18 protein-coding genes are annotated in these 23,170 nt (G+C 69.8%); 8 read left to right on the forward strand and 10 right to left on the reverse strand.

Annotated elements, in window-relative coordinates; all coding sequences use genetic code 11:
• Positions 1 to 10 precede the first annotated feature (10 nt).
• The 4 genes from ACLBX9_RS00685 to ACLBX9_RS00700 all read right to left on the reverse strand — a co-directional run bounded on the left by ACLBX9_RS00685 (position 11) and on the right by ACLBX9_RS00700 (position 6,513).
• Positions 11 to 2,962, reverse strand: a complete 2,952-nt coding sequence (locus tag ACLBX9_RS00685) for an FAD-binding and (Fe-S)-binding domain-containing protein (RefSeq protein ID WP_447717548.1) — start codon at positions 2,960 to 2,962, stop codon at positions 11 to 13.
• A 115-nt stretch (positions 2,963 to 3,077) separates the two neighbouring features.
• Positions 3,078 to 4,883, reverse strand: coding sequence for an IlvD/Edd family dehydratase (locus ACLBX9_RS00690; protein ID WP_447717549.1), 1,806 nt, complete (start codon positions 4,881 to 4,883; stop codon positions 3,078 to 3,080).
• Positions 4,884 to 5,029: 146 nt separating this feature from the next.
• Positions 5,030 to 5,797, reverse strand: coding sequence for an SDR family oxidoreductase (locus ACLBX9_RS00695; protein WP_447717550.1), 768 nt, complete (start codon positions 5,795 to 5,797; stop codon positions 5,030 to 5,032).
• A 2-nt stretch (positions 5,798 to 5,799) separates the two neighbouring features.
• Positions 5,800 to 6,513 (reverse strand): GntR family transcriptional regulator, encoded by a 714-nt coding sequence (locus ACLBX9_RS00700; protein WP_447717551.1) that lies wholly within the window; start codon positions 6,511 to 6,513, stop codon positions 5,800 to 5,802.
• A gap of 112 nt (positions 6,514 to 6,625) precedes the next feature.
• Between ACLBX9_RS00700 and ACLBX9_RS00705 the strand changes: the two genes are divergently transcribed.
• On the forward strand, positions 6,626 to 7,549 hold the full coding sequence (locus ACLBX9_RS00705; RefSeq protein ID WP_447717552.1) for a 3-hydroxyacyl-CoA dehydrogenase: 924 nt from the start codon (positions 6,626 to 6,628) through the stop codon (positions 7,547 to 7,549).
• Positions 7,550 to 7,551: 2 nt separating this feature from the next.
• Positions 7,552 to 8,481, forward strand: coding sequence for a BKACE family enzyme (locus tag ACLBX9_RS00710; protein ID WP_158168394.1), 930 nt, complete (start codon positions 7,552 to 7,554; stop codon positions 8,479 to 8,481).
• Between the two features lie 218 nt (positions 8,482 to 8,699).
• On the opposite strand, the gene ACLBX9_RS00715 is transcribed toward ACLBX9_RS00710, so the two are convergent.
• From ACLBX9_RS00715 to ACLBX9_RS00725, 3 genes are all read right to left on the reverse strand, one after another.
• Entirely contained in the window at positions 8,700 to 8,981 is a 282-nt protein-coding gene (locus ACLBX9_RS00715; protein WP_447717553.1) for a DUF167 family protein, read from the reverse strand.
• A gap of 10 nt (positions 8,982 to 8,991) precedes the next feature.
• Positions 8,992 to 10,359 carry an FAD-binding oxidoreductase gene (locus ACLBX9_RS00720; protein ID WP_447717554.1) on the reverse strand — a complete coding sequence of 456 codons (1,368 nt, stop codon included), beginning with the start codon at positions 10,357 to 10,359 and terminating at the stop codon, positions 8,992 to 8,994.
• Between the two features lie 344 nt (positions 10,360 to 10,703).
• Positions 10,704 to 11,897 (reverse strand): fumarylacetoacetate hydrolase family protein, encoded by a 1,194-nt coding sequence (locus ACLBX9_RS00725; RefSeq protein WP_447717555.1) that lies wholly within the window; start codon positions 11,895 to 11,897, stop codon positions 10,704 to 10,706.
• Positions 11,898 to 12,158: 261 nt separating this feature from the next.
• Here ACLBX9_RS00725 and ACLBX9_RS00730 point away from each other — a divergent pair, with 261 nt between their 5' ends.
• From ACLBX9_RS00730 to ACLBX9_RS00755, 6 genes are all read left to right on the forward strand, one after another.
• A complete protein-coding gene (locus ACLBX9_RS00730; protein ID WP_158168388.1) occupies positions 12,159 to 13,220 on the forward strand; it encodes an ABC transporter ATP-binding protein in 1,062 nt (353 codons plus the stop codon).
• Positions 13,221 to 13,280: 60 nt separating this feature from the next.
• Entirely contained in the window at positions 13,281 to 14,591 is a 1,311-nt protein-coding gene (locus ACLBX9_RS00735; protein ID WP_158168386.1) for an ABC transporter substrate-binding protein, read from the forward strand.
• A gap of 21 nt (positions 14,592 to 14,612) precedes the next feature.
• On the forward strand, positions 14,613 to 15,569 hold the full coding sequence (locus ACLBX9_RS00740; protein WP_158168384.1) for a carbohydrate ABC transporter permease: 957 nt from the start codon (positions 14,613 to 14,615) through the stop codon (positions 15,567 to 15,569).
• 47 nt (positions 15,570 to 15,616) lie between these two features.
• Positions 15,617 to 16,504 (forward strand): carbohydrate ABC transporter permease, encoded by an 888-nt coding sequence (locus ACLBX9_RS00745; protein WP_158169364.1) that lies wholly within the window; start codon positions 15,617 to 15,619, stop codon positions 16,502 to 16,504.
• 201 nt (positions 16,505 to 16,705) lie between these two features.
• Positions 16,706 to 18,331, forward strand: a complete 1,626-nt coding sequence (locus tag ACLBX9_RS00750) for a dihydroxyacetone kinase subunit DhaK (RefSeq protein ID WP_158168382.1) — start codon at positions 16,706 to 16,708, stop codon at positions 18,329 to 18,331.
• 263 nt (positions 18,332 to 18,594) lie between these two features.
• Positions 18,595 to 19,551 (forward strand): D-2-hydroxyacid dehydrogenase family protein, encoded by a 957-nt coding sequence (locus ACLBX9_RS00755; protein ID WP_447717556.1) that lies wholly within the window; start codon positions 18,595 to 18,597, stop codon positions 19,549 to 19,551.
• 2 nt (positions 19,552 to 19,553) lie between these two features.
• Here the strand turns inward: ACLBX9_RS00755 and ACLBX9_RS00760 are convergent, their stop codons facing one another.
• Genes ACLBX9_RS00760 through ACLBX9_RS00770 form a run of 3 tightly spaced genes read right to left on the reverse strand, consistent with a single transcriptional unit; the run spans position 19,554 to position 23,169 of the window.
• Positions 19,554 to 20,657 carry an ABC transporter permease gene (locus ACLBX9_RS00760; protein WP_447717557.1) on the reverse strand — a complete coding sequence of 368 codons (1,104 nt, stop codon included), beginning with the start codon at positions 20,655 to 20,657 and terminating at the stop codon, positions 19,554 to 19,556.
• Entirely contained in the window at positions 20,654 to 21,577 is a 924-nt protein-coding gene (locus tag ACLBX9_RS00765; RefSeq protein WP_447717558.1) for an ABC transporter permease, read from the reverse strand. The genes ACLBX9_RS00760 and ACLBX9_RS00765 overlap by 4 nt, the downstream gene beginning before the upstream one ends.
• Positions 21,574 to 23,169, reverse strand: a complete 1,596-nt coding sequence (locus ACLBX9_RS00770; protein WP_447717559.1) for a peptide ABC transporter substrate-binding protein — start codon at positions 23,167 to 23,169, stop codon at positions 21,574 to 21,576. The genes ACLBX9_RS00765 and ACLBX9_RS00770 overlap by 4 nt, the downstream gene beginning before the upstream one ends.
• Position 23,170 lies beyond the last annotated feature (1 nt).

Genomic DNA, 23,170 nt, shown 5'->3' on the forward strand with positions numbered 1-23,170 from the left:
GTCCGGCAATTCAGTGTCGAGGCACGAGAGCTTGATCCAGAACGCGAGCCACATGTTCTGCGCGGAGGCCGAGCCCGTCATGAATCTGATGACGGCAGCTTGTCCCGTCGGCCACCACGAGATCGTCCGGGCCAGCGGCCCGAAGCGCCGGGAACAGAGACAGCTCCGCCATGGCGAAGGAGGTGTCGATCGATTCCGGCCGATACCCGAAGGCGCCCGCCATCCCGCAGCAACTCGATTCGATCACGCGGAGGTCGAGGCCCGGGACCGCCCGCAGCACGGTCTCCACCGATCCCATCAGGCCGAAGGATTTCTGGTGGCAATGGCCGTGCAGGTGGGCGACGCGTCCTTCCTGGTGTGCCAGGGGAAGCTCGATGCGCCCTGCGGAGAGATCGTTGGCCAAGAGTTCCTCGAACAGGACCGATTGCCGGGCGAGCAGGGCGGCGTCCTCACCCGGGAGCAGGGCGACGAACTCGTCGCGGAAGGTGAGCAGGCAGGACGGCTCCAGGCCGACCACCCGCGCCCCGGCGCGGACGAACGGCAGCAGCGTGTCGAGGGTGCGCTGCGCCTCCCGGCGCGCCCGGTCGGTCTGCCCGGAGGCGAGCCATGTCCGGCCGCAGCAGAGCGGCCGGCGGCCGCGGGGCGGATCGACCCGGTGCAGGCGGTAGCCGGCGGCCCGTAACACGCGCTCGGCCGCCTCCAAGTTCTCGCGCTCGAAGGCGCGGTTGAAGGTGTCGCCGAACAGGATGACGTCGCGAAAATCCCCCGCGACGTCGCCGGGATGGGCGGCCTCGCCCTGCTCCCGCCAAGGGCGCCCCCAGCGCGGCAGGGAGCGCCGCGCGGAGAGCCCGGCCATCCGCTCCGACAGGGCGGCGAGGGCAGGATACCGGTCGCGCAGGTTGAGGAGCGGCGCGAGCTTCGCGGCTGCGCCGGCATAGAGCGGCATCAGCGCGATCAGCCGCTCCCGCAGCGGCAGGCCGTGCCGGGCGTGATAATGGTGCAGAAACTCGATCTTCATCTTGGCCATGTCGACGCCCGTCGGGCACTCGCGGCGGCAGGCCTTGCAGGACACGCAGAGGTCGAGGGTCCGCTTCATCTCCGGGCTGGTGAAGGCGTCGGCACCGAGCTGACCCGAGATGGCGAGCCGCAGGGAGTTGGCCCGGCCTCGGGTGAGGTGCTGCTCCTCGCGGGTGGCGCGATAGGACGGGCACATCGCCCCGCCCGCGAGCTTCCGGCAGGTGCCGTTGTTGTTGCACATCTCCACGGCCGCGCCGAAGCCACCCCAATCCGACCAGTCGAGGGCGGTTTTCAGCGGCTGCGACGCGGCGTAGTCCGGCTTGAACCGGAACAGCTCGCGGTCGTCCATCCGGAGCGGGCGGACGATCTTGTTGGGATTGAGCCGGTTCTCGGGATCGAACTCGTCCTTCACCGTCTCGAAGGCGCGGGTCAGGATCGGGCCGAACAGAGGTTCGATGTATTCCGAGCGGGAGATCCCGTCGCCGTGCTCGCCGGAATAGGAGCCCTCGTAGCGGCGGACCAGCTCGGAGGTCTCCTCCGCGATCGCGCGCATGCGGCGGACGTCGTCGCCCACCTTCATGTTCAGGATCGGCCGGACATGGAGGCAGCCGACCGACGCGTGGGCGTACCACGTGCCGCGGGTGCCGTGCTTGGTGAAGACCTCGGTGACCGCGTCGGTGTAGTCGGCGAGGTGCTCCAGCGGCACCGCGCAATCCTCGATGAACGAGACGGGTTTCGCGTCGCCCTTCATCGACATCATGATGTTGAGGCAGGCCTCGCGCACCTCCCAGACCGACTTCTGCCGGGGTGGCTCCACCACCTCGACGACGGCATTCGGGTAGCCGTGGTCGGCCATGCAGGCGTCGAGGCGCTTCAGGTCGCGCTTCAGGGCTTCGAGGTCGTCGCCGGCGAATTCGGTCAGCAGCAAGCAGTTCGGCTTGCCGCGGGTGATGTCCGCCAGGGTCGTGCGGAACAGCGGGATATCGGCCCCGAGAACCAGCACGTTGTTGTCCACCAGTTCGACCGCCACCGGGTCCAGCGCGACGATGTGCTGCGTCGTCTCCATGGCGGCCCGGAAGGACGGGAAATGGCAGACGCCCATCACCCGGTGCTTCGGCAGCCGCGACAGCTTCAGGGTGACCGAGGTCGTTGCGGCGAGCGTCCCCTCGGAACCGACCAGCAGATGGGCGAGGTTCGGCCGATCCTCGATCAGGGCGTCGAGATTGTAGCCGCCCACCCGCCGCTGCACCTTCGGATAGCGCGCCGCGATCTCGTCGCGATGGGTGTGGGCGAGGGCGCGCATGCGCTCCGCCAGGGCCTCGGCGCGGCTGTAGCCCGTGACGCCTGACGCGTCCCTGCCGACGAAGCCGAACGCGAAGGCCTCGCCGTCGGGCAGGAGCGCCTCCATCGCCACGACGTTGTCGCTCATCTTGCCGTAGCGCAGGGAGCGGGCGCCGCAGGAATTGTTGCCCGCCATGCCGCCGATGGTGCAGCGCGTCGCCGTCGAGGGCTCGACGGGGAAGAACCAGCCGTCCGCCTTCACCCGGGCGTTCAGCCGCTCCAGCACCATGCCGGGCTCGACCGTGATCGTGCCGGCCTCCGGGTCGTAGGCGAGCACACCGTTGAAGTGGCGCGAGCAGTCGACCACGAGGCCGGAGCCGATCGGCTGGCCGTTCTGCGAGGTGCCGCCGCCGCGCAGGATCACCGGCGCGCCGTGCTCGGCGGCGATCCGGAGGGTCGCGGCGATGTCGGCGGCCGAGCGCGGCAGAACCACGCCGGCCGGCATGATCTGGTAGATCGACGCATCGGTGCTGTAGCGTCCACGCGTGAAAGCGTCGAAGCGCGCTTCTCCCTGGAGCTGCTCCGCCAGCCGGCGCGCCAAGCCGGCGTCAAGACGCGCCGCTGCGCGCGGCGCCGGTGCGATCTGCGCCCTCGTTCCGTTCACGTCCGCATCCTCCCCCGGTGATCCGAGACCACCGGATGGGGATTGTATTCAAAATTCATTGAAACGGAAATCGCCCTCGGCGATCTGTGCGCTTGAGGCGCGGGACCGAGCGCGCTCAGTGGTTGTCCCGCGGCACGCCCGAGGTTTGCGCGACCTTCTGGAACTTGACCGCGCCCTTGAGCACCATCCCCTGATCAAGCTGATCCACCTGATCGCGGTAGATCTCCTGCCAGGGCGTCTGTGTGGCCGGGTAGGGGAAGCCGCCCCGACCGGCCAGATCCTCCCGCCGCCGCTCCAGCTCCTCGGGCGGCAGCAGGATGTCGGCGCTGCGCCGATTCAGGTCGATGCGGATCCGGTCGCCGGTCTGCAGCAGCGCCAAGCCGCCGCCCGCCGCCGCCTCCGGCGAGGCGTTGAGGATGGCGGGCGTGCCGGAGGTGCCGGATTGCCGGCCGTCGCCGACGCAGGGCAGCGAGGTCACGCCGCGCCGGATCAGCGCGCCGGGCGGCTGCATGTTCACCACCTCGGCGGCGCCCGGATAGCCGATCGGCCCGGCGCCCCGCATGATCAGGATGGTGGTCTCGTCGATGTCGAGGGCCGGATCGTCGATGCGGGTGTGGTAGTCTTCCGGCCCGTCGAACACGACCACGCGACCCTCGAACGCCATCGGGTCGGCGGGATTGCGCAGGTAGCGGGCGGCGAACTCCTCGGAGATCACGCAGGTCTTCATGATCGCCGAGTCGAACAGGCTGCCCTTGAGGTTGAGGAAGCCTGCGCGCTCCAGCAGCGGCTCCGCGTAGGCGCGGATCACGTCGCGGTTCCAGCTGTGCCGGCCGCTGTAGTTCTCGCCCACCGTGCGTCCGTTGCAGGTCAGCGCGCCGGTATGGACCTTTCCGGCCTCGATCAGCTCGGCGAACACGGCTGGGAGGCCGCCCGCGCGGAAATACTCCTCCCCGAGCCAGCGGCCGGCGGGCTGCATGTCGACGAGCAGCGGAATCTCGAACCCGACCTGCTCCCAGTCGTCGCAGTTGAGCGGCACACCGATATGCTTGGCGATGGCGTTGATGTGGATCGGCGCGTTGGTCGAGCCGCCGATGGCGGCGTTGGCCACGATGGCGTTCTCGAAGGCTTCGCGGGTGAGGATGTCGGACGGCTTCAGATCCTCCCAGACCATCTCGACGATCCGCTGGCCGGTGGCGTAGGCCGCCTGCCCGCGCTCGCGGTAAGGCGCGGGGATCGCGGCCGAGCCCGGCAGCGCGAGGCCCAGCGCCTCGGCCAGCGCGTTCATCGTGGAGGCCGTGCCCATCGTGTTGCAATGGCCGGTGGAGGGGGCCGACGAGCCGACGATGTCCATGAACTGCTGGAAGTCGATGTCGCCGGCGGCGTGGCGCTCGCGGGCCTTCCAGACGATCGTGCCCGAGCCGGTCAGCTCCTTGTGGAAGTAGCCGTTGAGCATCGGACCGACATTGAGCGAGATCGCCGGGATGTTCACGGTCGCGGCCGCCATCAGGCAGGCCGGCATGGTCTTGTCGCAACCGGTCAGGAGCACGACGCCGTCGAGCGGGTAGCCGTACAGCACCTCCACCAGCGACAGGTAGGCGAGGTTGCGGTCGAGCGACGCGGTCGGGCGCTTGCCGGTCTCCTGGATCGGATGGCACGGGAATTCGAAGGCGACGCCGCCGGCCGCCGTGATCCCCTCCCGGACCCGCTTGGCGAGCTCGATGTGGTGGCGGTTGCAGGGCGAGAGGTCGGAGCCGGTCTGCGCGATGCCGATCAGCGGCTTACCCGAGCGCAGCTCCTCCGGCGTCAGCCCGTAGTTGAGGTAGCGCTCCAGGTAGAGCGCGGTCATGCCCGGATTGTGCGGGTTGTCGAACCACGCCTTTGAGCGCAGGTCGGCAGGCGAGACGCGGCGTTTGTCGCTCATGGTCGCTTCCTCACATCCTCGGGCCGTTGCTCTGGCCCTCGAGGCCCGCGCGCCAGCCGGTCACGCTGGGCGCAGCACCTTCTTGCTCTGCCTGATACCTACCCTGCCGCGATCTGCTCCGCAGCATAATCCACGCGCGGTTGCGTTCAGGACAGCATCCGGGTGTCACCGTCGATGGAGATGGCCTGCCCCGAGATGGTCCGGCCCCGGGGCGAGCAGAGCAGCAGGATCTGGTCGGCGAGCTGCCGGGCGGTCACGTATTCCTTGACCGACACGAACGAGAAGGCGCGCGCCTCCATCTCGGCGAAGCTGGTGCCCTGCTGCTGCGCCTTGGATTCGAGCACCCGCCGCTGGCGGTCGCCGGCGACGAGCCCTGGCAGGATGGCGTTCACCCGGATGCCGGCCCCGCCGAGCTCGATCGCCAGGGATTTGGTGAAGCCGATCACCCCCCATTTGGCCGCCGCGTAGGGGCTGCGCAGGGCGAAGCCGAACTTGCCGGCGGCCGACGACAGGTTGACGATCGAGGCGTTCGCGCTCTGGCGCAGGTGCGGCACGGCCAGCCGCGCGCAGTTGAACTGGCTCGTCAGGCAGACGGTCAGGCATCGATCCCACTCTTCGGGGGCGATCTCCTCGACCCGGCCGGTCGGCCCGGCGATGCCGGCGTTGTTGACCAGCACGTCGAGGCCGCCGAGGGCGTCGACCGCCTGAGTCATCATCGCCGTCACCGCGTCGCGATTGGCCACGTCAGTCCGGCTGCGCCCCACGGCGGCCGGCAGAGCGTTGAGCGCCTCCGCGTCGATGTCGCAGGCGAAGACCTGCGCGCCTTCCTCAAGGAACGCGTCGACGATGCTGCGCCCGATGCCCGCGGCCCCTGCCGTCACCAGCACCCGCAGGCCGGCAATCCCGAGATCCATGCTCACTCCTCCCCGTTTGTGTCGTGCAGGTCGCCGCGGGACACGATGAAGTCCGCAGCCTCGCGGATGTCGGCTGCGATGGCGGCCGCGGCCGCCGGACTGTCGCGGGCCTCGATGGCCGCCAGGGCCTCGGCGTGCCGACGCAGGGCGAAGCCCTGGCGTAGCCGCTTCGGGCAGGCGCGCAGGTCCAAGTTGATCACCGGGCCCGCCTTCAGCCACAGCCGGGCGATGATCTCCAGGAGGGGGGCGAGCCCGCAGGCGCCGTAGATCGCGAAGTGCAGATCGCGGTTGAGCTGAACTGCGCGGGCCAGGTCGGGCTGGACGGTCCCGGCCTCGGTCCGGAAAGCCGCTTCGGCCCTCCGGATCGCCCCCAGATCGTCGGCGGTCCTGCGTTCCGCTGCGCGGGCAGCGGCGATACCCTCGACCGCGATGCGAGTCTCGGCGAGCGCCCGGAAGGCCGCGGCGGACATGATCGGCACGCGGATGATCCGCGCCGGGGCGACTTCCAGCACGCCCTCGGCCACGAGCCGGCTCACGGCCTCGCGGACCGGCATGACGGATACGCCGAACGCCGCCGCGCTCCGCCGCAGCGACAGCCGGTCGCCCGGCGCCAGCCGCCCGGAGGCAAGAAGATCCGCGAGCGCCGCGTAGGCGGTGCCCGACAGGGTGTGCCTCTCCAGCTGCGGAAGGTCGGCGAGGGCCGGCACGACGGTCATGCGCCAGACTAGACGCAACCGGGTCCCAGACGCTAGTGATCTGTGATCACAGCTGGCGAGACCGGCCGCCGATGCGAGGCGGACCGGCCGGCGGAATCGTGGGAGGGCGATCTTGACCGAGAGCGTCGCGGTCATTGGCGCCGGTCTGATCGGCCGGGCCTGGGCGATGATCTTCGCCCGCGCGGGCTGGACCGTCCGGCTGTTCGATGCCAACGCGGGTGTCGCCGAGGCCGCGATCCCGCTCTGCGACGCGGGGCTGCGGACCCTGGCGGAGCATGGTCTCTGTCCTGATCCGGAGAGCGCCGCGGGCCGGATCGAGGCCGTGGGGAGCCTCGGCACATGCCTCGACGGCGTCACCTTCGTCCAGGAGAACGGACCGGAGCGGCTCGACATCAAGCGGGCCCTCTTCGCCCAGCTCGACGCCCATGCCCCGCGGAATGCCGTGATCGCCTCGTCCTCGTCGGCGATCCGCTGCTCCCTGTTCACGGAAGATCTGCCGGGCCGCAGCCGCTGCCTGATCGGCCATCCGGTGAATCCGCCACACCTGATCCCGCTGGTGGAGATTTCCGGTGCGCCCTGGAGCACGCCGGAGGCTCTCGCCCGGGCGCGGGCGGTCTACGAGCAGATCGGCCAAGTGCCGATCACGGTGCTGAAGGAGGTCGAGGGCTTCATCCTCAACCGGCTGCAGGGGGCGCTGCTGGCGGAGGCATTCCGCCTGGCGTCCGAGGGCTACGTGACCCCGCAGGATCTCGACAGGACCGTCTCCGACGGCCTCGGCCTGCGCTGGAGCTTCATGGGGCCGTTCGAGACCATCGCGCTGAACGCGCCGGGGGGCATCGCCGATTACTGCGCGCGCTACACCGCCTTCTACAAGCGCCTCGCGGCCGATCCCCCATCACCTGCGGTCTACGAGGCGCCGGCCGTCGAGATGATCCTGGCGCAATGGCCGGCGCCCGACGACCTGCCCGCCCGCATGAACCGCCGCGACGCGCGGCTCGCCGCGCTGCGGGCCCACAAGGCTTCACACAAGGATTGAGCATGGCCTCCCAGCGGAAAGTCATCATCACCTGCGCGGTCACCGGCGCGATCCACACGCCGAGCATGTCACCGCATCTGCCCGTGACGCCGGAAGAGATCGCCGATGCCGCCATCGGCGCGGCGGAGGCGGGCGCGGCCATCGTGCACCTGCACGCCCGCAACCCCGAGACCGGCCAGCCGGACCAATCGCCGGAGGCGTTCGCGAAATTCCTGCCGGTGATCAAGCAGCGCTCGTCCTGCGTGGTGAACCTCACCACCGGCGGCGCTCCGACCATGTCGATCGAGGAGCGGGTCCGCCCGGCCGCGACCTTCCAGCCGGAGGTGGCCTCGCTGAACCTCGGCTCGATGAATTTCGGCCTGTTCGGCATGCTCGACCGCTTCAAGGACCTGAAGCACCAGTGGGAGCGCGACTACCTCGGCAACAAGGACATCATCTTCCGCAACACTTTCGGGCAGATCGAGCACATCCTGACTACCTGCGGGCCGAACGGCACGAGGTTCGAGTTCGAGTGCTATGACACTGCCCATCTCTACAACCTGAAATACTTTTTCGACCGCGGCCTCGTTCAGGCACCGCTGTTCATCCAGACGGTCTTCGGCCTGCAGGGCGGCATCGGCGCGCATCCCGACGACGTGATGCACATGAAGCGCACCGCCGACCGGCTGTTCGGCGACCAGTACCGCTGGTCCGTGCTGGGGGCGGGCCGCAATCAGATGAATATCGCCGCCATGGCGGCCGCGATGGGCGGCAACGTCCGGGTCGGGCTGGAGGACAGCCTGTGGGACGGGCCCGGCAAGTTGGCCGAGACCAACGCCGCGCAGGTGCGCCGCGTTCGGTCGATCATCGAGGGGCTGGGGCTGTCGGTCGCCTCGCCTGACGAAGCGCGCGAGATGCTGGCGTTGAAAGGTGGCGACAAGGTCGCGTTCTAAGCGAAGCCCGGCGTTCCGCGACATCGTGCGCCGAGGACTGACCCGCCCCGCACGCGTCGGCCGGGTCCGGCCGACGGATCGGTTGCGGCGGACCCTGGAAAGCGCGCCTCTATGCGAGCGCAGCGAAGCAACCCAGGGCAGCGGGACTTTCGTGAGCGTGGCGCTTCTGGATTGCTTCGCGACGCTCGCAAAGACGGATGGGCCGTCCGGCATGCCCCTCACGGCTGGCCGAAGACGTGCTCCAGATCTGCCAGCCCGAGCCCATCGATCTCCAAGATCTTCAGCCGGCTCTGGTCCCCCGACACGATCCGGACCGACCCGCGGCTTACCTTCAACGCCTTGGCGATCAGCACCACGAGCGCCGCGTTTGCCGCCCCATCCACCGGCGCCGCGGAGACGCGAGCCTTCAAGAAGGGCTGGCCCTTCTCGTCCCGCGCCCAGCCCTCCACGGCGTCGCGGCCGCCGCGCGGCGTCAGGCGCACCGCCAGCCGGATCGCCACGGCGAGACCGTCAAAAGATCTTGCCGGGGTTCAGCCGGTTCTCCGGATCGAGCGCCCGCTTGACCAGCCGCATCGCGGCGATCTCCTCCGGCGAGCGCGACAGCTTCAGCTTGGCACGCTTCTCCAGGCCGATCCCGTGCTCGGCCGAGACCGAGCCGTTCAGCGCCGCCAGGGGCTCGTAGATCGCCGCATCGATCGCGGCATTGCCGGCCGCGTCGAGGCGGGTGGTGTTCCAGTGCAGGTTGTTGTCGCCGATATGTCCGTACACGACGGCGCGGCAGTCAGGGATCGCGGCGAGCCGGTCCAGGGCCCCGCGGACATAGCCGTCCATGCGCGACAGCGGCACGCTGACGTCGAAGGCCCGCTCGATCCCGTCGGCGTTGAGGTGCTCGACCCGGTCGCGGATCCGCCACATGCCCCGGCGCTGCTCCTCCGAGGAGGCCACGGCGGCGTCGAGGATCGTGCCGTCGCCCATCAGGCCCTCCAGCAGGCCGAGGAAGCGGTCCGACTCCTCGGTTACGCACTCGACCTCGATGATGGCGTAGAACGGGTAATCGGGGCCGAGCGGCCGGGTGGCGCGCCCCGGCGCCGTCATGAGCCGGTAGAAATCGGGCCACAGCCCTTCGAAGGAAGAGACGCGCCCCTGGAAGGCGCTCTGCGCCGCCCGCAGCACCCGCGCCCCGTCATCCACCCCCGGGCAGGCGATCAGCGCGGTGGCGTAACCCGCGGGCTCCGGGCGTAGGCGCAGAACCGCCCGCGTGACGATGCCCAGCGTGCCCTCGGTGCCGACGAAGAGCTGCTTCAGGTCGAGGCCGGTGTTGTTCTTGATCAGCGGGCGCATGGACGACACCACCGTGCCGTCGGCGAGTACCGCCTCCAGGCCCAGCACCATCTCGCGCATCATGCCGTAGCGGAGCACCCGAAGGCCGCCGGCGTTGGTGGAGATCGCGCCGCCGATCGTCGCGGAGCCGCGGGCGCCGAGGTCGAGGGGGAAGAACAGGCCGCTTGCGGCGGCCGCGTCCTGCACGCTCTCGAGGGTGGCGCCCGTGCCGACCACCACCGTCATGCCGAGCGGATCCACCGGCTCGATGCCGGTCATGCGCTCCGTGGACAGGGTGATCTCGTCCGGCGCGCAGAGCGTGCCGTCGACGAGGCCGGTGGCGCCGCCCCGCGGCACCACCGCGACGCCGGCCGCGTGGCAGGCCGTCATCACGGCGCTCGTTTCTGCGGTGCTGCGCGGGCGGACCAGTGCCAGGGCGGCGCAGGGCTCGGTCGGGCGGGTCCAGTTCGCCGACCGGCCGCGCAGCTCGTCGCCGGTGACGAGGCCGGTCGGTCCGACGATCGCGGTCAGGCGGTCGAGGAGGGCGGCAGAGGTCATCGGCATCATCTCGGAGGGATCAGGCATTGTCACGGTATACGACAGCATCTCCACCTTCGCGGAACAAGACGTGCTCACACCGTCGGCGGCAGTGTGCTGCTCCGCCCGTGCTCGCACCGTCATTCCAGGGCGCCGAAGGCGAACCCGGAATCTGGAGCCGCGGCCGGTGCAAGGCTTGGCGCATCGGCGGCTCTGGATCCAGGCTCCGCTGTGGCCCGGGATGACGGTGCGGGGGATGGAAGATCAGCGTGTCCTCTGCTGAGACGCAGGGCATCCCAACCGCGGCACCCGGATGTCATGGACCGTGGGTCTTCGAGTCGAGCAACTCTCGACCCGACGCTCTGTCACAGAAGTCCGCGCGCCGCGAGGTTGCGCATCAGTGCGCGCGCACCGAACGTCCAGGGCTCGCAGGCGTCGCACGGACGCATGCGGTTGACGAGGCTTCCGAGTTCCGGGCTCGCCACCACGACCCGGTCATTCTCGGCATGGGTGAAGCCGAGGCCCGGCCCGTGGCGGTCCTGGATCGGCGCGAACATCGTGCCGAGGAGAAGGAGAGCGCCGTCCGGATAATTGTGCGTGCGCCCCATCAGCGCGTCGGCAAGCTCCTCCGGGTCGCGGCTGATCTCGGCGAGCGGCGATGTGCCCTCGAGCCGGAAGCCGTCCGTCCCGGTCACCTCGAGGGTGACGGTCGTGCGACGGACATCGTCGAGGCCGAACGTGTCGTCGAACAGGCGCAGGAACGGCCCGAGGGCGCAGGAGGCGTTGTTGTCCTTGGCCTTGCCGAGCAGCAGCGCCGAGCGGCCCTCGAAATCCCGCAGGTTCACGTCGTTGGCGAGCGTCGCGCCGACGATGCGCTGGTCGGAGGCGACGGCGAGCGCCACCTCGGGCTCCGGGTTGTTCCAGTGCGAATCCGGATGGAGGCCCGCATCCGCCCCGCAGCCCACCGCGGAGAGCGGCTGCGCCTTGGTGAAGATCTCGGCATCCGGGCCAATGCCGACCTCCAGGTACTGGCTCCAGGCCCCCTGCGCGACCAGCACCTCCTTCAGGGCCATCGCCTCGGGCGAGCCGGGCTTCAGCCGGCGCAGGTCGCGGCCGACGAGGCGCTCGACCTCCGCGCGGATCGCCGCCGCGGCGGCGAGGTCGCCCCGGGCGCGCTCCTCGATCACGCGCTCCAGCATGGAGGTGGCGAAGGTGACGCCCGCCGCCTTGAGAGCCTGGAGGTCGACCGGCGCGAGGAGCCACGGGCGGCCTGCGTCACGTCCGTCGGGCGGCGTGTTGGCCAGGATCGCGTCGAGGCTTCCGAGATCCACGCCGTCCGCGCCGCGCAGGGCGGCTCCGGGATCGCGCGACTCGCAGAGGTCACTCACCGTGGGAAAGGTGGCGGTGACGTCGACGACCCGGGCCTCGCCTGCCGCATCGTCCCGGATCGCCACGACGCTCGGGCCGGACACGTCCGGCCGCCACAGCCTTCCTGCGAGAGCTCCCCGGCATCCATCGGCGGGCAGGATGTCCCGCGCGGTCAGGCCCGATGACGACATGCGCTCACTTCCCTCGAACATAAGCCCGCGAATCGTCCCTCCGGCCTCGCGACCGGAGCGCGGTCCCTTAGCATCGCGCGTCGTCCTTAATCCCACCAGCTTGTTTCACCGGAACGGCCTCGTCACCCGCCCGTCACGCATAGCCTGACAGATGGTAGATTATCTGCAGCTTTGCCGTGGCGGCCGCTTGCTTTCTACCACACGCTCCTTTGTACTCATCGTCTAGAGCCGCCGACAGAGCGGCCTTGTTCGGGAGGAAGCATGGCCTCGGTGGGAATCCGCGAGGTTCGCAAGGCTTTCGGATCGACGAACGTCCTGCACGGCGTGTCCGTGGACATACGGGACGGCGAGTTCGTGATCCTGGTCGGCCCATCGGGCTGCGGGAAGTCGACACTTTTGCGGATGATCGCCGGCCTGGAAAACATCTCCGGCGGCGAGATCCGCATCGGCGAGCGAGTCGTGAACGATGTGCCGCCGAAGGAGCGGGACATCGCGATGGTGTTCCAGAATTACGCGCTCTACCCGCACCTGACGGTCCGCGAGAACATGGCCTTCTCGATGCGAATCCGGAAGGCGCCGGCCTCTGAGATCGACCTGCGCGTCAACAAGGCCGCGCAAATCCTCGGCCTGACCCATCTCCTCGACCGCTACCCGCGCCAGCTCTCCGGCGGCCAGCGTCAGCGCGTCGCCATGGGCCGGGCGATCGTGCGCGATCCGCAGGTCTTCCTGTTCGACGAGCCGCTGTCGAACCTCGACGCCAAGCTGCGCGTGGCCATGCGCACCGAGATCAAGGAACTGCACCAGCGACTGAAGACCACGACGATCTACGTGACCCACGACCAGATCGAGGCCATGACCATGGCCGACCGGATCGTGGTGATGCACGATGGCATCGTCGAGCAGATCGGGCCGCCGCTCGAACTCTACGACCGGCCGGACAACCTGTTCGTCGCGGGCTTCATCGGCTCGCCGGCCATGAACTTCATACCCGGCAAGATCAGGGCGAACGGGCGCCTTGCCTTCGTCACCGAGACCGGCCTGACGATCCCGCTGGCCGAGGCGCCGGCCTCCGTCGAGGGGCGGCCCCTCATCCTGGGGGTCCGGCCCGAGCATTTCGACGTCGCGCCCGACGGGATCGCCGCCGAGGTCGTGGTCGTGGAGCCGACCGGATCCGAGACCATGCTGGCGGTGCGGGCGGTGGGCCAGGACCTCACCTGCGTGCTGCGCGAGCGCGTGCGCGAGCGGCCGGGCGAGACGATCTCGCTGCGGCCGAACCGCGTCCACTTCTTCGACGCCGAGTCCGGCCGTCGCCTGCCGAGCTGATCCGCATCCGCGCGGTACGCCCGCGCCCACGAACGAGAATCACCGAGGGAGTAGCCTACGATGTCCGTACTCGACCGCCGTTCCCTCCTGGCGGGTGCCGCCGCGACCGGCCTCGCGGCCGGCGGCGACCTCCTGGGCTTCGCCAAGGCTTGGGCGCAGAGCACCGAGTGGAAGCCCGAGCCGGGAGCGAGCCTGTCGCTGCTGCGCTGGAAGCGCTTCGTCCCGAGCGAGGACGACGCGTTCATGAAGATGGTCGAGGCCTTCACCAAGGCGACCGGCGTCAAGGTGACGGTGAGCAACGAATCGTTCGACGACATCCAGCCCAAGGCCTCGGTGGCGGCCAATACGGGCCAGGGCCCCGACATGGTCTGGGGCCTGTTCTCGTTCCCGGCGCTGTTCCCCGACAAGTGCCTGCCGCTGGAGGACGTGGCGGAGTCACTCGGCAAGAAGTACGGGCCGTGGTTCCCGTCCGCCGAGGCCTACGGCAAGGTCAAGGGCAAGTGGATCGCGATTCCGGTCGCCTTCAACGGCGGTTACCCGAACTACCGCATCTCGGCCATGAAGAAGGCGGGTTTCGACAAGTTTCCGACCGACACGGCGGGCTTCCTCGAACTCTGCCGGGGCCTGAAGAAGAACAACACGCCCGCCGGCTTCGCCCTCGGCCACGCCACGGGCGACGGCAACACGTGGTGCCACTGGGCGCTCTGGTCCCACGGCGGCAACCTCGTGGATGCCAACGAGAAGATCGTTATCAACTCGCCGGAGACGGCCAAGGCGCTCGAATACGTCAAGTCCCTCTACGAGACCTTCGTGCCCGGCACGGTCTCGTGGAACGACTCGTCGAACAACAAGGCCTTCCTGGCGGGCGACCTGTACCTCACCAACAACGGCATCTCGATCTACGCGGCGGCCAAGAAGGACAACCCGAAGCTCGCCGAGGACATGGATCACGCCGTCTGGCCGATCGGCCCGGCCGGCAAGCCCACCGAGTTCCAGCTCGCCTTCCCGATCCTGGCCTTCAAATACTCGAAGGCGCCCAACGCCTGTAAGGCGTTCATCGCCTTCATGATGGAGGCGGCCAACTACAATCCGTGGCTCGAGGCGGCGCAGGGCTACCTGTGCGAGCCGCTGTCGAACTATCCCAAGAACCCGATCTGGACGAGCGACCCGAAGAACGCGGTCTTCGCCGAGGCAGGCCGGCGCTCCCTCGCGGCCGGCGGACTGGCGCCGGTCAGCGAGCGCATCGCCGCGGTGCTGGCCGACTTCGTGATCGTCGACATGTTCGCGAGCCACTGCACGGGGCGCGAGGACGTGAAGGGCGCGATCAAGAACGCCGAGCGCGCCGCCACGCGCATCTTCAGGAACACCTGAGCCGGAAGCGGAGCCGAGACCATGGCGCACACGGCCCTGACACAGCCCGCCCCGGTCGCGGTTCCGACCCGCTCGGCCTGGCAGCGCATGCGCGCGAGCCGCGGTTGGGCGGGCTTCTGGTTCATGCTGCCCACCGCGCTGATCCTCGGCCTGTTCCTGGCCTACCCGCTGCTGAAGGGCATCTGGCTGTCCTTCACCAACGCGCGGATCGGGCGCGAGGGCGTGTTCATCGGCCTGGAGAACTACGAGTGGCTGTGGGACGACGACGTCTTCTGGCTCTCGGTGTTCAACACCTGCCTGTACACGGTGGTCGCCTCCGTGGTGAAGTTCGGGGTCGGCCTCTACCTCGCGCTGTTGCTCAACAAGAACATGCCGTTCAAGTCGATCATCCGGTCGATCGTGCTGATTCCGTTCGTGGTGCCGACCGTGCTCTCGGCAATCGCCTTCTGGTGGATCTTCGACAGCCAGTTCTCGATCATCTCGTGGTCGTTGCGCCATCTCGGGATCATCGACGGCAACATCGACTTCCTGGGCGAACCGGCGATGGCCCGGGCCTGCGTGATCTTCGCCAATATCTGGCGCGGCGTGCCGTTCATCGCCATCACGCTGCTCGCCGGCCTCCAGACGGTCTCGCCCTCCCTCTACGAAGCGGCGACGCTCGATGGTGCCTCCAACTGGCAGATCTTCTCGCGGATCACCCTGCCGCTGCTGACGCCGATCATCGCCGTGGTGATGACCTTCTCGGTGCTGTTCACCTTCACGGATTTCCAGCTGATCTGGGCCATGACCCGGGGCGGCCCTGTGAACGCCACCCACTTGATGGCGACTCTCTCGTATCAGCGCGGCATCCTTTCCGGGACGCTGGGGGAGGGCGCCGCCATCGCCACCGCCATGGTGCCGTTCCTGCTCGCCGCCATCGGCATCTCGTGGTTTGGCCTGCAGCGCCGCGCCTGGCAGGCCGGGGAGTCCGACCGATGAGCGCCCCCGCACCGCCCGCCCACGCCGATCCCTTGCACACGCCGGTCATGGCGGCGCAGCCGGCAGGGATCACCGACAATTCCGAGGGCATGGCCTATCTCGAGCGCCTGCCGCGGCGGCTGGTGACCACCTACCTGCCGCTGCTCGTGATCCTCGCGGTCCTGCTGTTCCCGTTCTACTGGATGGCGCTCACCGCCATCAAACCTGACGAGCAACTGATCGACATGGAGCGGTTCAACCCGTTCTGGGTCGTGGATCCGACATTCAAGCACATCCACAAGCTGCTGTTCGAGACGCAGTATCCGCGTTGGCTCTGGAACACGATGTACGTGTCGGTGGCCGCGACCGTCCTGTCGCTGTTCGCCAGCGTGCTCGCCGCGTACGCCTGCGTGCGGGTGCGCTACCGTGGCGCCGGCTGGGTCGGCGCGGCGATCTTCCTAGCCTATCTTGTGCCCCCCTCGATCCTGTTCATCCCGCTTGCCACGATCGTGCAGGCCTACGGCCTGTTCGACTCGCCGATCGCGCTGATCCTCGCCTACCCGACCATCCTGATCCCGTTCTCGACCTGGCTCCTGATGGGCTACTTCAAGACCATTCCCTACGAGCTGGAGGAATGCGCGCTGATGGACGGCGCGAGCCGCTGGCAGATCCTCACCAAGATCATCCTGCCGCTCGCCTTCCCGGGCCTGATCTCGGCGGGGATTTTCTCGCTGACGCTCTGCTGGAACGAGTTCATCTACGCGCTGACCTTCCTGTCCTCGACGCAGAACAAGACGGTGCCGATCGCCGTGGTCAGCGAATTCGTGGACGGCGACGTCTACAAGTGGGGCTCGCTGATGGCGGGGGCGCTCCTCGGCTCGCTGCCGCTCGTGATCCTCTACTCGTTCTTCGTCGAGTACTACGTCTCCGCGCTGACCGGCGCCGTGAAGGAGTGACGGAGACGGGCTCGACCTTGGCGTAAATGCGGGCGCAGGGTTAGCGACCGCCTATGAACCGACATCGCAGGGCGGGGCACTGCGGCATCGGTTCGCTCGGGCGCACCATCGGCCGCCGTTGCCCGTGTGCTCCGAGTGTGCGGCAATGCCAGCGCCGCCGCCGACGGTGAATCGCGGACCGGCCCCACCGAAGGTCACGCCATGGCCCACTTCATCGACACCCGTGCCACCCTGGTCAACGACGCCGTCGACGGGCTGGTCGCGGCGAGCGGCGGCCGCCTCGCCCGGCTCGACGGGGACCCCGACATCCGCGTGGTGCTGCGCGCTTCACTCGACACGGGCAAGGTGGCGGTGGTGTCGGGCGGCGGCTCCGGCCATGAGCCGGCGCATGCGGGCTTCGTCGGGCCGGGCCTGCTGAGTGCCGCCGTCTGCGGCGACGTCTTCGCCTCGCCGAGCGTCGATGCGGTCCTCGCCGGCATCCTGGCCGTGACCGGGCCGGCCGGCTGCCTCCTCGTCATCAAGAACTACGCGGGCGATCGGCTGAATTTCGGCCTCGCCGCCGAGCGCGCCCGGGCGCTCGGCCGCCGGATCGAGACCGTCGTCGTCTCCGACGACATCGCCCTGCCGGACGCGAAGCAGCCGCGCGGCGTCGCCGGTACCCTGTTTGTCCACAAGGTCGCGGGCCATGCCGCCGAGATGGGGGCGCCCCTGGAGCGCGTGGCCGCCCTCGCGCGCCGCGCCGCGGGCGCCAAGTCCCTGGGCATCGCGGTCTCGACCTGCACGATCCCAGGCTCGCCGCGCAGCGAGCGCCTCGCCGAGGGGCAAGCCGAGCTCGGCCTCGGTATCCACGGCGAGCCTGGCATCGAGCGAATCGCGCTGCCCCCGGCTGGCGAACTCGCCCGCATGATGGCTGGCCGGCTCTCCGACGCCGTGGCCGCTGCCGGCCGGCTGGCCTTGCTGGTGAATAATCTGGGCGCCGCCTCGGCCCTGGAGATGCAGGTCCTAACGCGGGCTGTGCTTGCCACCGAACTCGGCCGGCGCGTTCGCCTGCTGATCGGCCCCGCTCCGCTGATGACGGCCCTCGACATGCACGGCGCTTCGCTGTCGGTCCTGCCGCTCGACGACGAGCTTGAGGCGGCACTCGCGGAGCCCGTGCCGGTGCCGGCCTGGCCCGGGGCCGTGCGGATCGTGCCGCCGGCGCTGCGCCCGGTGCCCGAGGGCTTGACCGGCGAGGCCTTCACCCCGTCGCACGATGCGGTGGCGGCAGCGCGGATCACCGCCGTCGCGCAGGCGCTCGTCGCAGCCGAGGACACGCTCAATGCCCTCGACGCCAAGGTCGGCGACGGCGATGCCGGCACGACCTTCGCGGGAGCGGCCCGCGCCGTCCTGGCCGGCCTCGACCGGCTGCCGCAGGCCGATCACGCGGCGCTGTGCCGTGCGCTCGCCGAGCGGATCGGCCGGGCCGTGGGCGGCTCCAGCGGCGTGCTCGGCTCGATCTTCTTCGCCGCGGCGGGGTCGTCCTTGATCGGCGGTGCCGGCTGGCCCGAGGCCCTGAGCCAGGGCGTGGCGCGAGTGCAGGATTATGGCGGTGCCCGCCCGGGTGAGCGGACGCTCCTCGACGCCCTGGTCCCGGCCGTGGACGCCCTGAAGGGCGGCGATCTCGCCGGCGCGGCGTCGGCGGCCCGCACGGGCGCCGAGGCCACGGCGGAGATGGAGCGCGCCGGCGCCGGCCGCTCCAGCTATCTGTCCGCCGGCGATCTCACAGGCGTGCAGGATCCGGGCGCCGCCGGGGTCGCCATAGCCTTCGCGGCGCTGGCCGAGGCGTAGGCTGCGTCCGACAGCGCGCATCCGGACGATCAGGACGTCATCCCGGGGCTGCGGAGCGGAGCCTGGGATTCAGAGCCGCCGGCGCGCACAATCCTGGCATCGCTGCGGTTCTGGGTTCCGGGCTCGCCTGCGGCGCCCGGGAACGACGGGACTGTCATGCGCAGCGTCGTGGAAAACGGAATCTTCGGGTCGCTGCATTGACGGTTGCGGCGCGGCAGCAACCCTCGATTGACGCTCCGCGGCGTGAAGCCTACCCCAATCACATGCAGACCTGCCTGATCCTCGACGACTACCAGAATGCGGCCCTCGCGCTCGCCGACTGGACCCGTCTCTCGGATCACGTCGCCGTCGCGGCCATCTCCGAGCACATCGCGGACGGTGAGTACCTGATCGGCCGGATCGAGCAGGCCGAGATCCTGGTGATCATGCGAGAGCGCACGCCGTTCCCGGCCGCCCTCCTGGAGCGCCTGCCGCGCCTCAAGCTGCTGGTCACCAGCGGCATGCGCAACCTCGCCATCGACGTCGCGGCCGCCCGGGCCCGCGGCGTGACGGTCTGCGGGACCGCCTCGAGCCCGACGCCGCCGACGGAGCTAACCTGGGCGCTGATCCTCGGCCTCGCCCGCCACGTCGTGCCGGAGAACCGGACCCTGCGCGACGGCGGTCCCTGGCAGAGCACGATCGGGACCGATCTGGCCGGCGCCACCCTGGGCATCCTCGGTCTCGGCAAGATCGGCGCCCGGGTCGCCGCGATCGGACGGGCCTTCGGCATGCGGGTCATCGCGTGGAGTCCGAACCTCGATGACGCCCGCGCGGCCGCGGCCGGCGCCGAGCGCGCGGCCTCCAAGGAAGCGCTGCTGGAAGCGAGCGACGTCGTCACGATCCATCTGGTCCTGGGCGACCGGACGCGCGGCCTCCTCGGTGAGGCGGAGCTGCGTCGGATGCGGCGGGAGGCCATCCTGGTGAACACCTCCCGGGCGCCGATCGTCGATCAGGCCGCCCTGGTCCGCGCCCTTGAAGAGAACTGGATCCGCGGCGCCGGCCTCGACGTGTTCGAGACCGAGCCGCTGCCCGCCGACAGCCCGTTCCGCCGCCTGCCGAACGTCCTGGCGCTGCCGCATCTCGGCTACGTCTCGCGCGACAACTACCGGACCTTCTTCACCGAGGCGGTGGAGGACATCGAGGCTTGGCTCGCCGGCGCTCCCATCCGGGAGCTGAGCTGAGATTAGCCGGCGCGTGTGTCCAGGGCGTCAGCGAGGCCGTCGCCCAGCAGGTTGAGCGCCACCAGGGTCGCGATCAGGAAGAGCGCCGGAGCCGCCAACATGTGCGGGGCCGCCTCGATGGCGCGGGAGCCCTCTGCGATGAGGACCCCCCAGCTCGTCTGCGGCTCCTGCACGCCGAGCCCCAGGAACGACAGGAAGCTCTCCAGGAGGATCACCTGCGGGACGAGGAGCGTGGCGGTCACCACCACCGGACCGAGGGTGTTGGGCACGATGTGCCGGAGGATGATCCGCGGCGTGCCGATGCCCAGGGCGCGGGCGGCGCGGACGAAGTCGCGCTCGCGCAGCGACAGGGTCTGCGCCCGCACCACGCGGGCCATGTCGAGCCACTCCACGGCGGCGATCGCCACCAGCATGAGCAGCAGGCTCGGGCGGAAGAACACCAGCAGGAGGATGACGAAGAATACGAAGGGCAGCGCGTACAGCACGTCGACGAAGCGCATCATCACAGCATCGAAGGCCCCGCCCACGAACCCCGCCGTGGCGCCGTAGGCGACGCCGATGAGCAGTGCCACGAGGCTCGCGGCGAGACCGATCGCCAGGGAGATCCGGCCGGCGACCAGGCAGCGGGTGAGCAGATCGCGGCCCTGTACGTCGGTGCCGAGGAGGAAGTGCAGGCGCCGGACCGGAACCGCCACGACGAGGCTCCGGCCGCCGTCCCGATCCTCGACGACGTTGGGTGTGCCGAACAGCGCCGAGCGGGGCAGGTAGACGAGGCTGCGGCGGTCGACCCCCGTGTCGGATCCGAGGATCAGGTGCAGCGTGTCACCCTCGCGGGTGACCGCGTCGAGCTTGGCGCGCATCCGGAAGGCGAGCCTCTGCAAAGCCGGCTCGAGATGAGCGGGATCCGGTTGCGCGCCGAAGCCCGCCGGCAGTTGACGGAGATCCGGATAGGCGCGCTCGGGATCGTGTCCGGTCAGCGCCGGGCCAATCAGGCAGGCCAGCGCGATCAGGATCAGCACGGCCAGCGCCGTCAGGGCGCCGCGTTCCCGGGCGAGCCGGCCGAGCGTGCGTCGGGCCGACCGCGTCGCGGCGGAGTCCGCGCTCACGTGGCGACCCGCAGGCGCGGGTCGAGCCACGCGCAGGCGAGATCGGCCGCGAGGTTGAGGGCGATCACCAGACTGGCGACCAGCAGCACCGTGCCCATCACCAGCGTGTAGTCCCGGTTGAGCGCGCCCTCGACGAAGTAGCGGCCGATGCCCGGCAAGCCGAAGATCGTCTCGACCACCACCGATCCCGTGAGCAGTGACGCAGCGAGCGGCCCGAGATAGGCCACTACCGGCAGCAGTGCCCCGCGGAGGGCATGGCGGGTGATGCGGGACGGCGGGAGGCCGAGGCTGCGCATGGTGCGGATCGGCTGCGTGCGCAGGATCTCTCCCAGCGAGGTCCGGGTGAGCCGGGCGAGGGCGCCGACCTGCGGCAGGGCGAGCGTCACCATCGGAAGGACGAGGTGGCTCGGCGCGCCACCCTCCCAGCCGCCCAGCGGCAGCCAGCGCAGCGTCAACCCGAAGGCGATCTGGAGGAGAGGCGCGACGACGAAGCTCGGCAGCGAGAGCGTCAGCGCCGCCCCGACCCCGAGCAACCGGTCGACGGCGCCTCCGCGCCGGAGCGCCGCCGCGATGCCCAAGCCGACGCCCAATGCCACCGCCAGGGCCAGGGCGAGAATGCCTAGGGTGGCGGAGACCGGAAGGCCCCGGGCTATCAGGTCCAGGACGCTCTGGTCGCGGAACGAGAAGGACGGCCCGAGGTCGCCCCGCATCAGCGCCGCCAGATAGCTCCCGAACTGCGCGATCAGCGGACGGTCGAGGCCGTAGACCCGGCGCAGGTTTTCCATGGCGGCGGGCGTCAGCGGCCGTTCCAAGTCGAAGGGGCCGCCGGGGGCGAGCCGCATCAGGAAGAAGCTGACGGTGACGACGGCGAGCAGCGTGGGGACCGACTGCGCGAAGCGGCGCAGGATGAAGCGAATCACGCGTCCAGCCTCAGGAACCGCGTGGGCGCCGCGTTGCGCAGGTTCGGGTGGTAGCCGTGCAGCCGCGGTGCGATCAGCGCCTTGGAGCGGTAATGCATCAGCGGGATCCAGGGCAGCTCGCGCAGGGCGATGGCCTCGGCGTCGTAGAGGAGGCCAGCGCGGCGGGCGAGGTCGCGCTCGGCGGCGGCCTTCGCCATCAGCGCGTCGTAGGCGGGATCCGACCAGTGGCCGGCATTCATGCCGTCATTGCCGCTCTGCAGCAGAAATAAGAAATTTTGCGGATCGGAATAGTCGGCGATCCAGCTGTAGCGCGCGACGTCGAAGTCGCCGCCGTCGCGCAAGTAGGCAAAGTGAGTCTTCGCGTCCGTGTAGACGTAGCGAGTCACGATTCCAAGGTCGCGCCACATCTCGCCGATCGCCACCGCGATCATCCGGCTGTTGTCGCTGACGTTGAACCGATACTCCACCGTAAGCGGACGATCCGGCCCGAAACCCGCCTCGGCAAGGAGCCGGCGCGCTTCCGCCTCGTGGTCGATCGGGAGCCCCAGCCGCCCCTCGACCTCGGGCGGCGTGCGGTAGTTGTCGAGGCCGGGCGGGCATAGGGAATAGGCCGGGCTCATGGTGCCACTGTTCAACCCGTCGGCGAGGTACTCCCGGTCGATGACCAGCGACAGCGCCTGCCGCACGCGCCGGTCCGAGAACGGCGCCTTGCGGGTGTTGATCACCAGCGCCGCCAGCCCGAGGGACGGCCCGAGCACCACCTGTTGGCCGAAGCGTTGGCGCAGGTCGGCGATCTGATCGACCGGCAGGTCGGCGAGCGAATCGATCTCCCCGGCCGCGTAGCGGCGCACGGCCGAGGCCATGTCGGGGGTCGGCAGGAAGTCGACCCGCCTGATCGCGAGGCTCGCCGCGTCGGGATGGTGCGGGTTGGGCTCAAGGCTGATCGCGCCCCCCGGGACCCGGTCGCGGAGCCGGTAGGCGCCGTTGGTTACATAGTTGCCGGGACGGGTGAAGGCTTCGCCGTGCCGGTCCACCGAGGCTCGGTGGACCGGCAGGGCGGTCTGATGGGTCAGGAGCTCCAGGATGTACGGCGTCGGCTGCTCCAGAGTGATTGTGAGTCGTAGAGGTTCCTCCGCGACGACTCCGAGGGCATGAGGCGGCCTCTCTCCGCGGTTCACCGCGGCGGCATTTTGGATCGGGAACAGCACCTCGGCGTATTTCGCGCCCGTAGCCGGGTCGAGGATGCGGCGGAGCGAGTAGACGAAATCCGCTGCGGTCACCGGTTCGCCGTTCGACCAGCGACCGTCAGGCCGCAGGTCGAAATGCAGGGTCAGGCCGTCCTCTCCGATAGACCAGGCCCGGGCGGCGCCCGGAATGATGGCGCCCCGGTTGTCGTAGGTGAGGAGGCCGTCGCAGAGGTCGCGCAGGATGTGCGCCTCCGCGACCGTCGACGACCGGTGCGGGTCGAGGGTCTCGGGATCGGCGTCGTTGCCGCGCCGGTACAGCGGCTCGGCCGCGGCGTCCGCTTCGGCTGGCCGCACGGCGGCCAGGGCTGCCGCGCCGGCCAGCCAGTCGCGCCGGCGAAGGCGCATG

The organism is Methylobacterium sp. A49B, from assembly GCF_053346215.1.

Coding starts and splice junctions, on each gene's coding strand:
- ACLBX9_RS00710 (WP_158168394.1), top strand. CDS start 7,552: ATGGCCTCCCAGCGGAAAGTCATCATCACCTGCGCGGTCACCGGCGCG.
- ACLBX9_RS00735 (WP_158168386.1), top strand. CDS start 13,281: ATGTCCGTACTCGACCGCCGTTCCCTCCTGGCGGGTGCCGCCGCGACC.
- ACLBX9_RS00750 (WP_158168382.1), top strand. CDS start 16,706: ATGGCCCACTTCATCGACACCCGTGCCACCCTGGTCAACGACGCCGTC.
- ACLBX9_RS00770 (WP_447717559.1), bottom strand. CDS start 23,169: ATGCGCCTTCGCCGGCGCGACTGGCTGGCCGGCGCGGCAGCCCTGGCC.
- ACLBX9_RS00730 (WP_158168388.1), top strand. CDS start 12,159: ATGGCCTCGGTGGGAATCCGCGAGGTTCGCAAGGCTTTCGGATCGACG.
- ACLBX9_RS00745 (WP_158169364.1), top strand. CDS start 15,617: ATGGCGGCGCAGCCGGCAGGGATCACCGACAATTCCGAGGGCATGGCC.
- ACLBX9_RS00695 (WP_447717550.1), bottom strand. CDS start 5,797: ATGGATCTCGGGATTGCCGGCCTGCGGGTGCTGGTGACGGCAGGGGCC.
- ACLBX9_RS00725 (WP_447717555.1), bottom strand. CDS start 11,897: ATGTCGTCATCGGGCCTGACCGCGCGGGACATCCTGCCCGCCGATGGA.
- ACLBX9_RS00740 (WP_158168384.1), top strand. CDS start 14,613: ATGGCGCACACGGCCCTGACACAGCCCGCCCCGGTCGCGGTTCCGACC.
- ACLBX9_RS00690 (WP_447717549.1), bottom strand. CDS start 4,883: ATGAGCGACAAACGCCGCGTCTCGCCTGCCGACCTGCGCTCAAAGGCG.
- ACLBX9_RS00720 (WP_447717554.1), bottom strand. CDS start 10,359: ATGACCTCTGCCGCCCTCCTCGACCGCCTGACCGCGATCGTCGGACCG.
- ACLBX9_RS00700 (WP_447717551.1), bottom strand. CDS start 6,513: ATGACCGTCGTGCCGGCCCTCGCCGACCTTCCGCAGCTGGAGAGGCAC.
- ACLBX9_RS00755 (WP_447717556.1), top strand. CDS start 18,595: ATGCAGACCTGCCTGATCCTCGACGACTACCAGAATGCGGCCCTCGCG.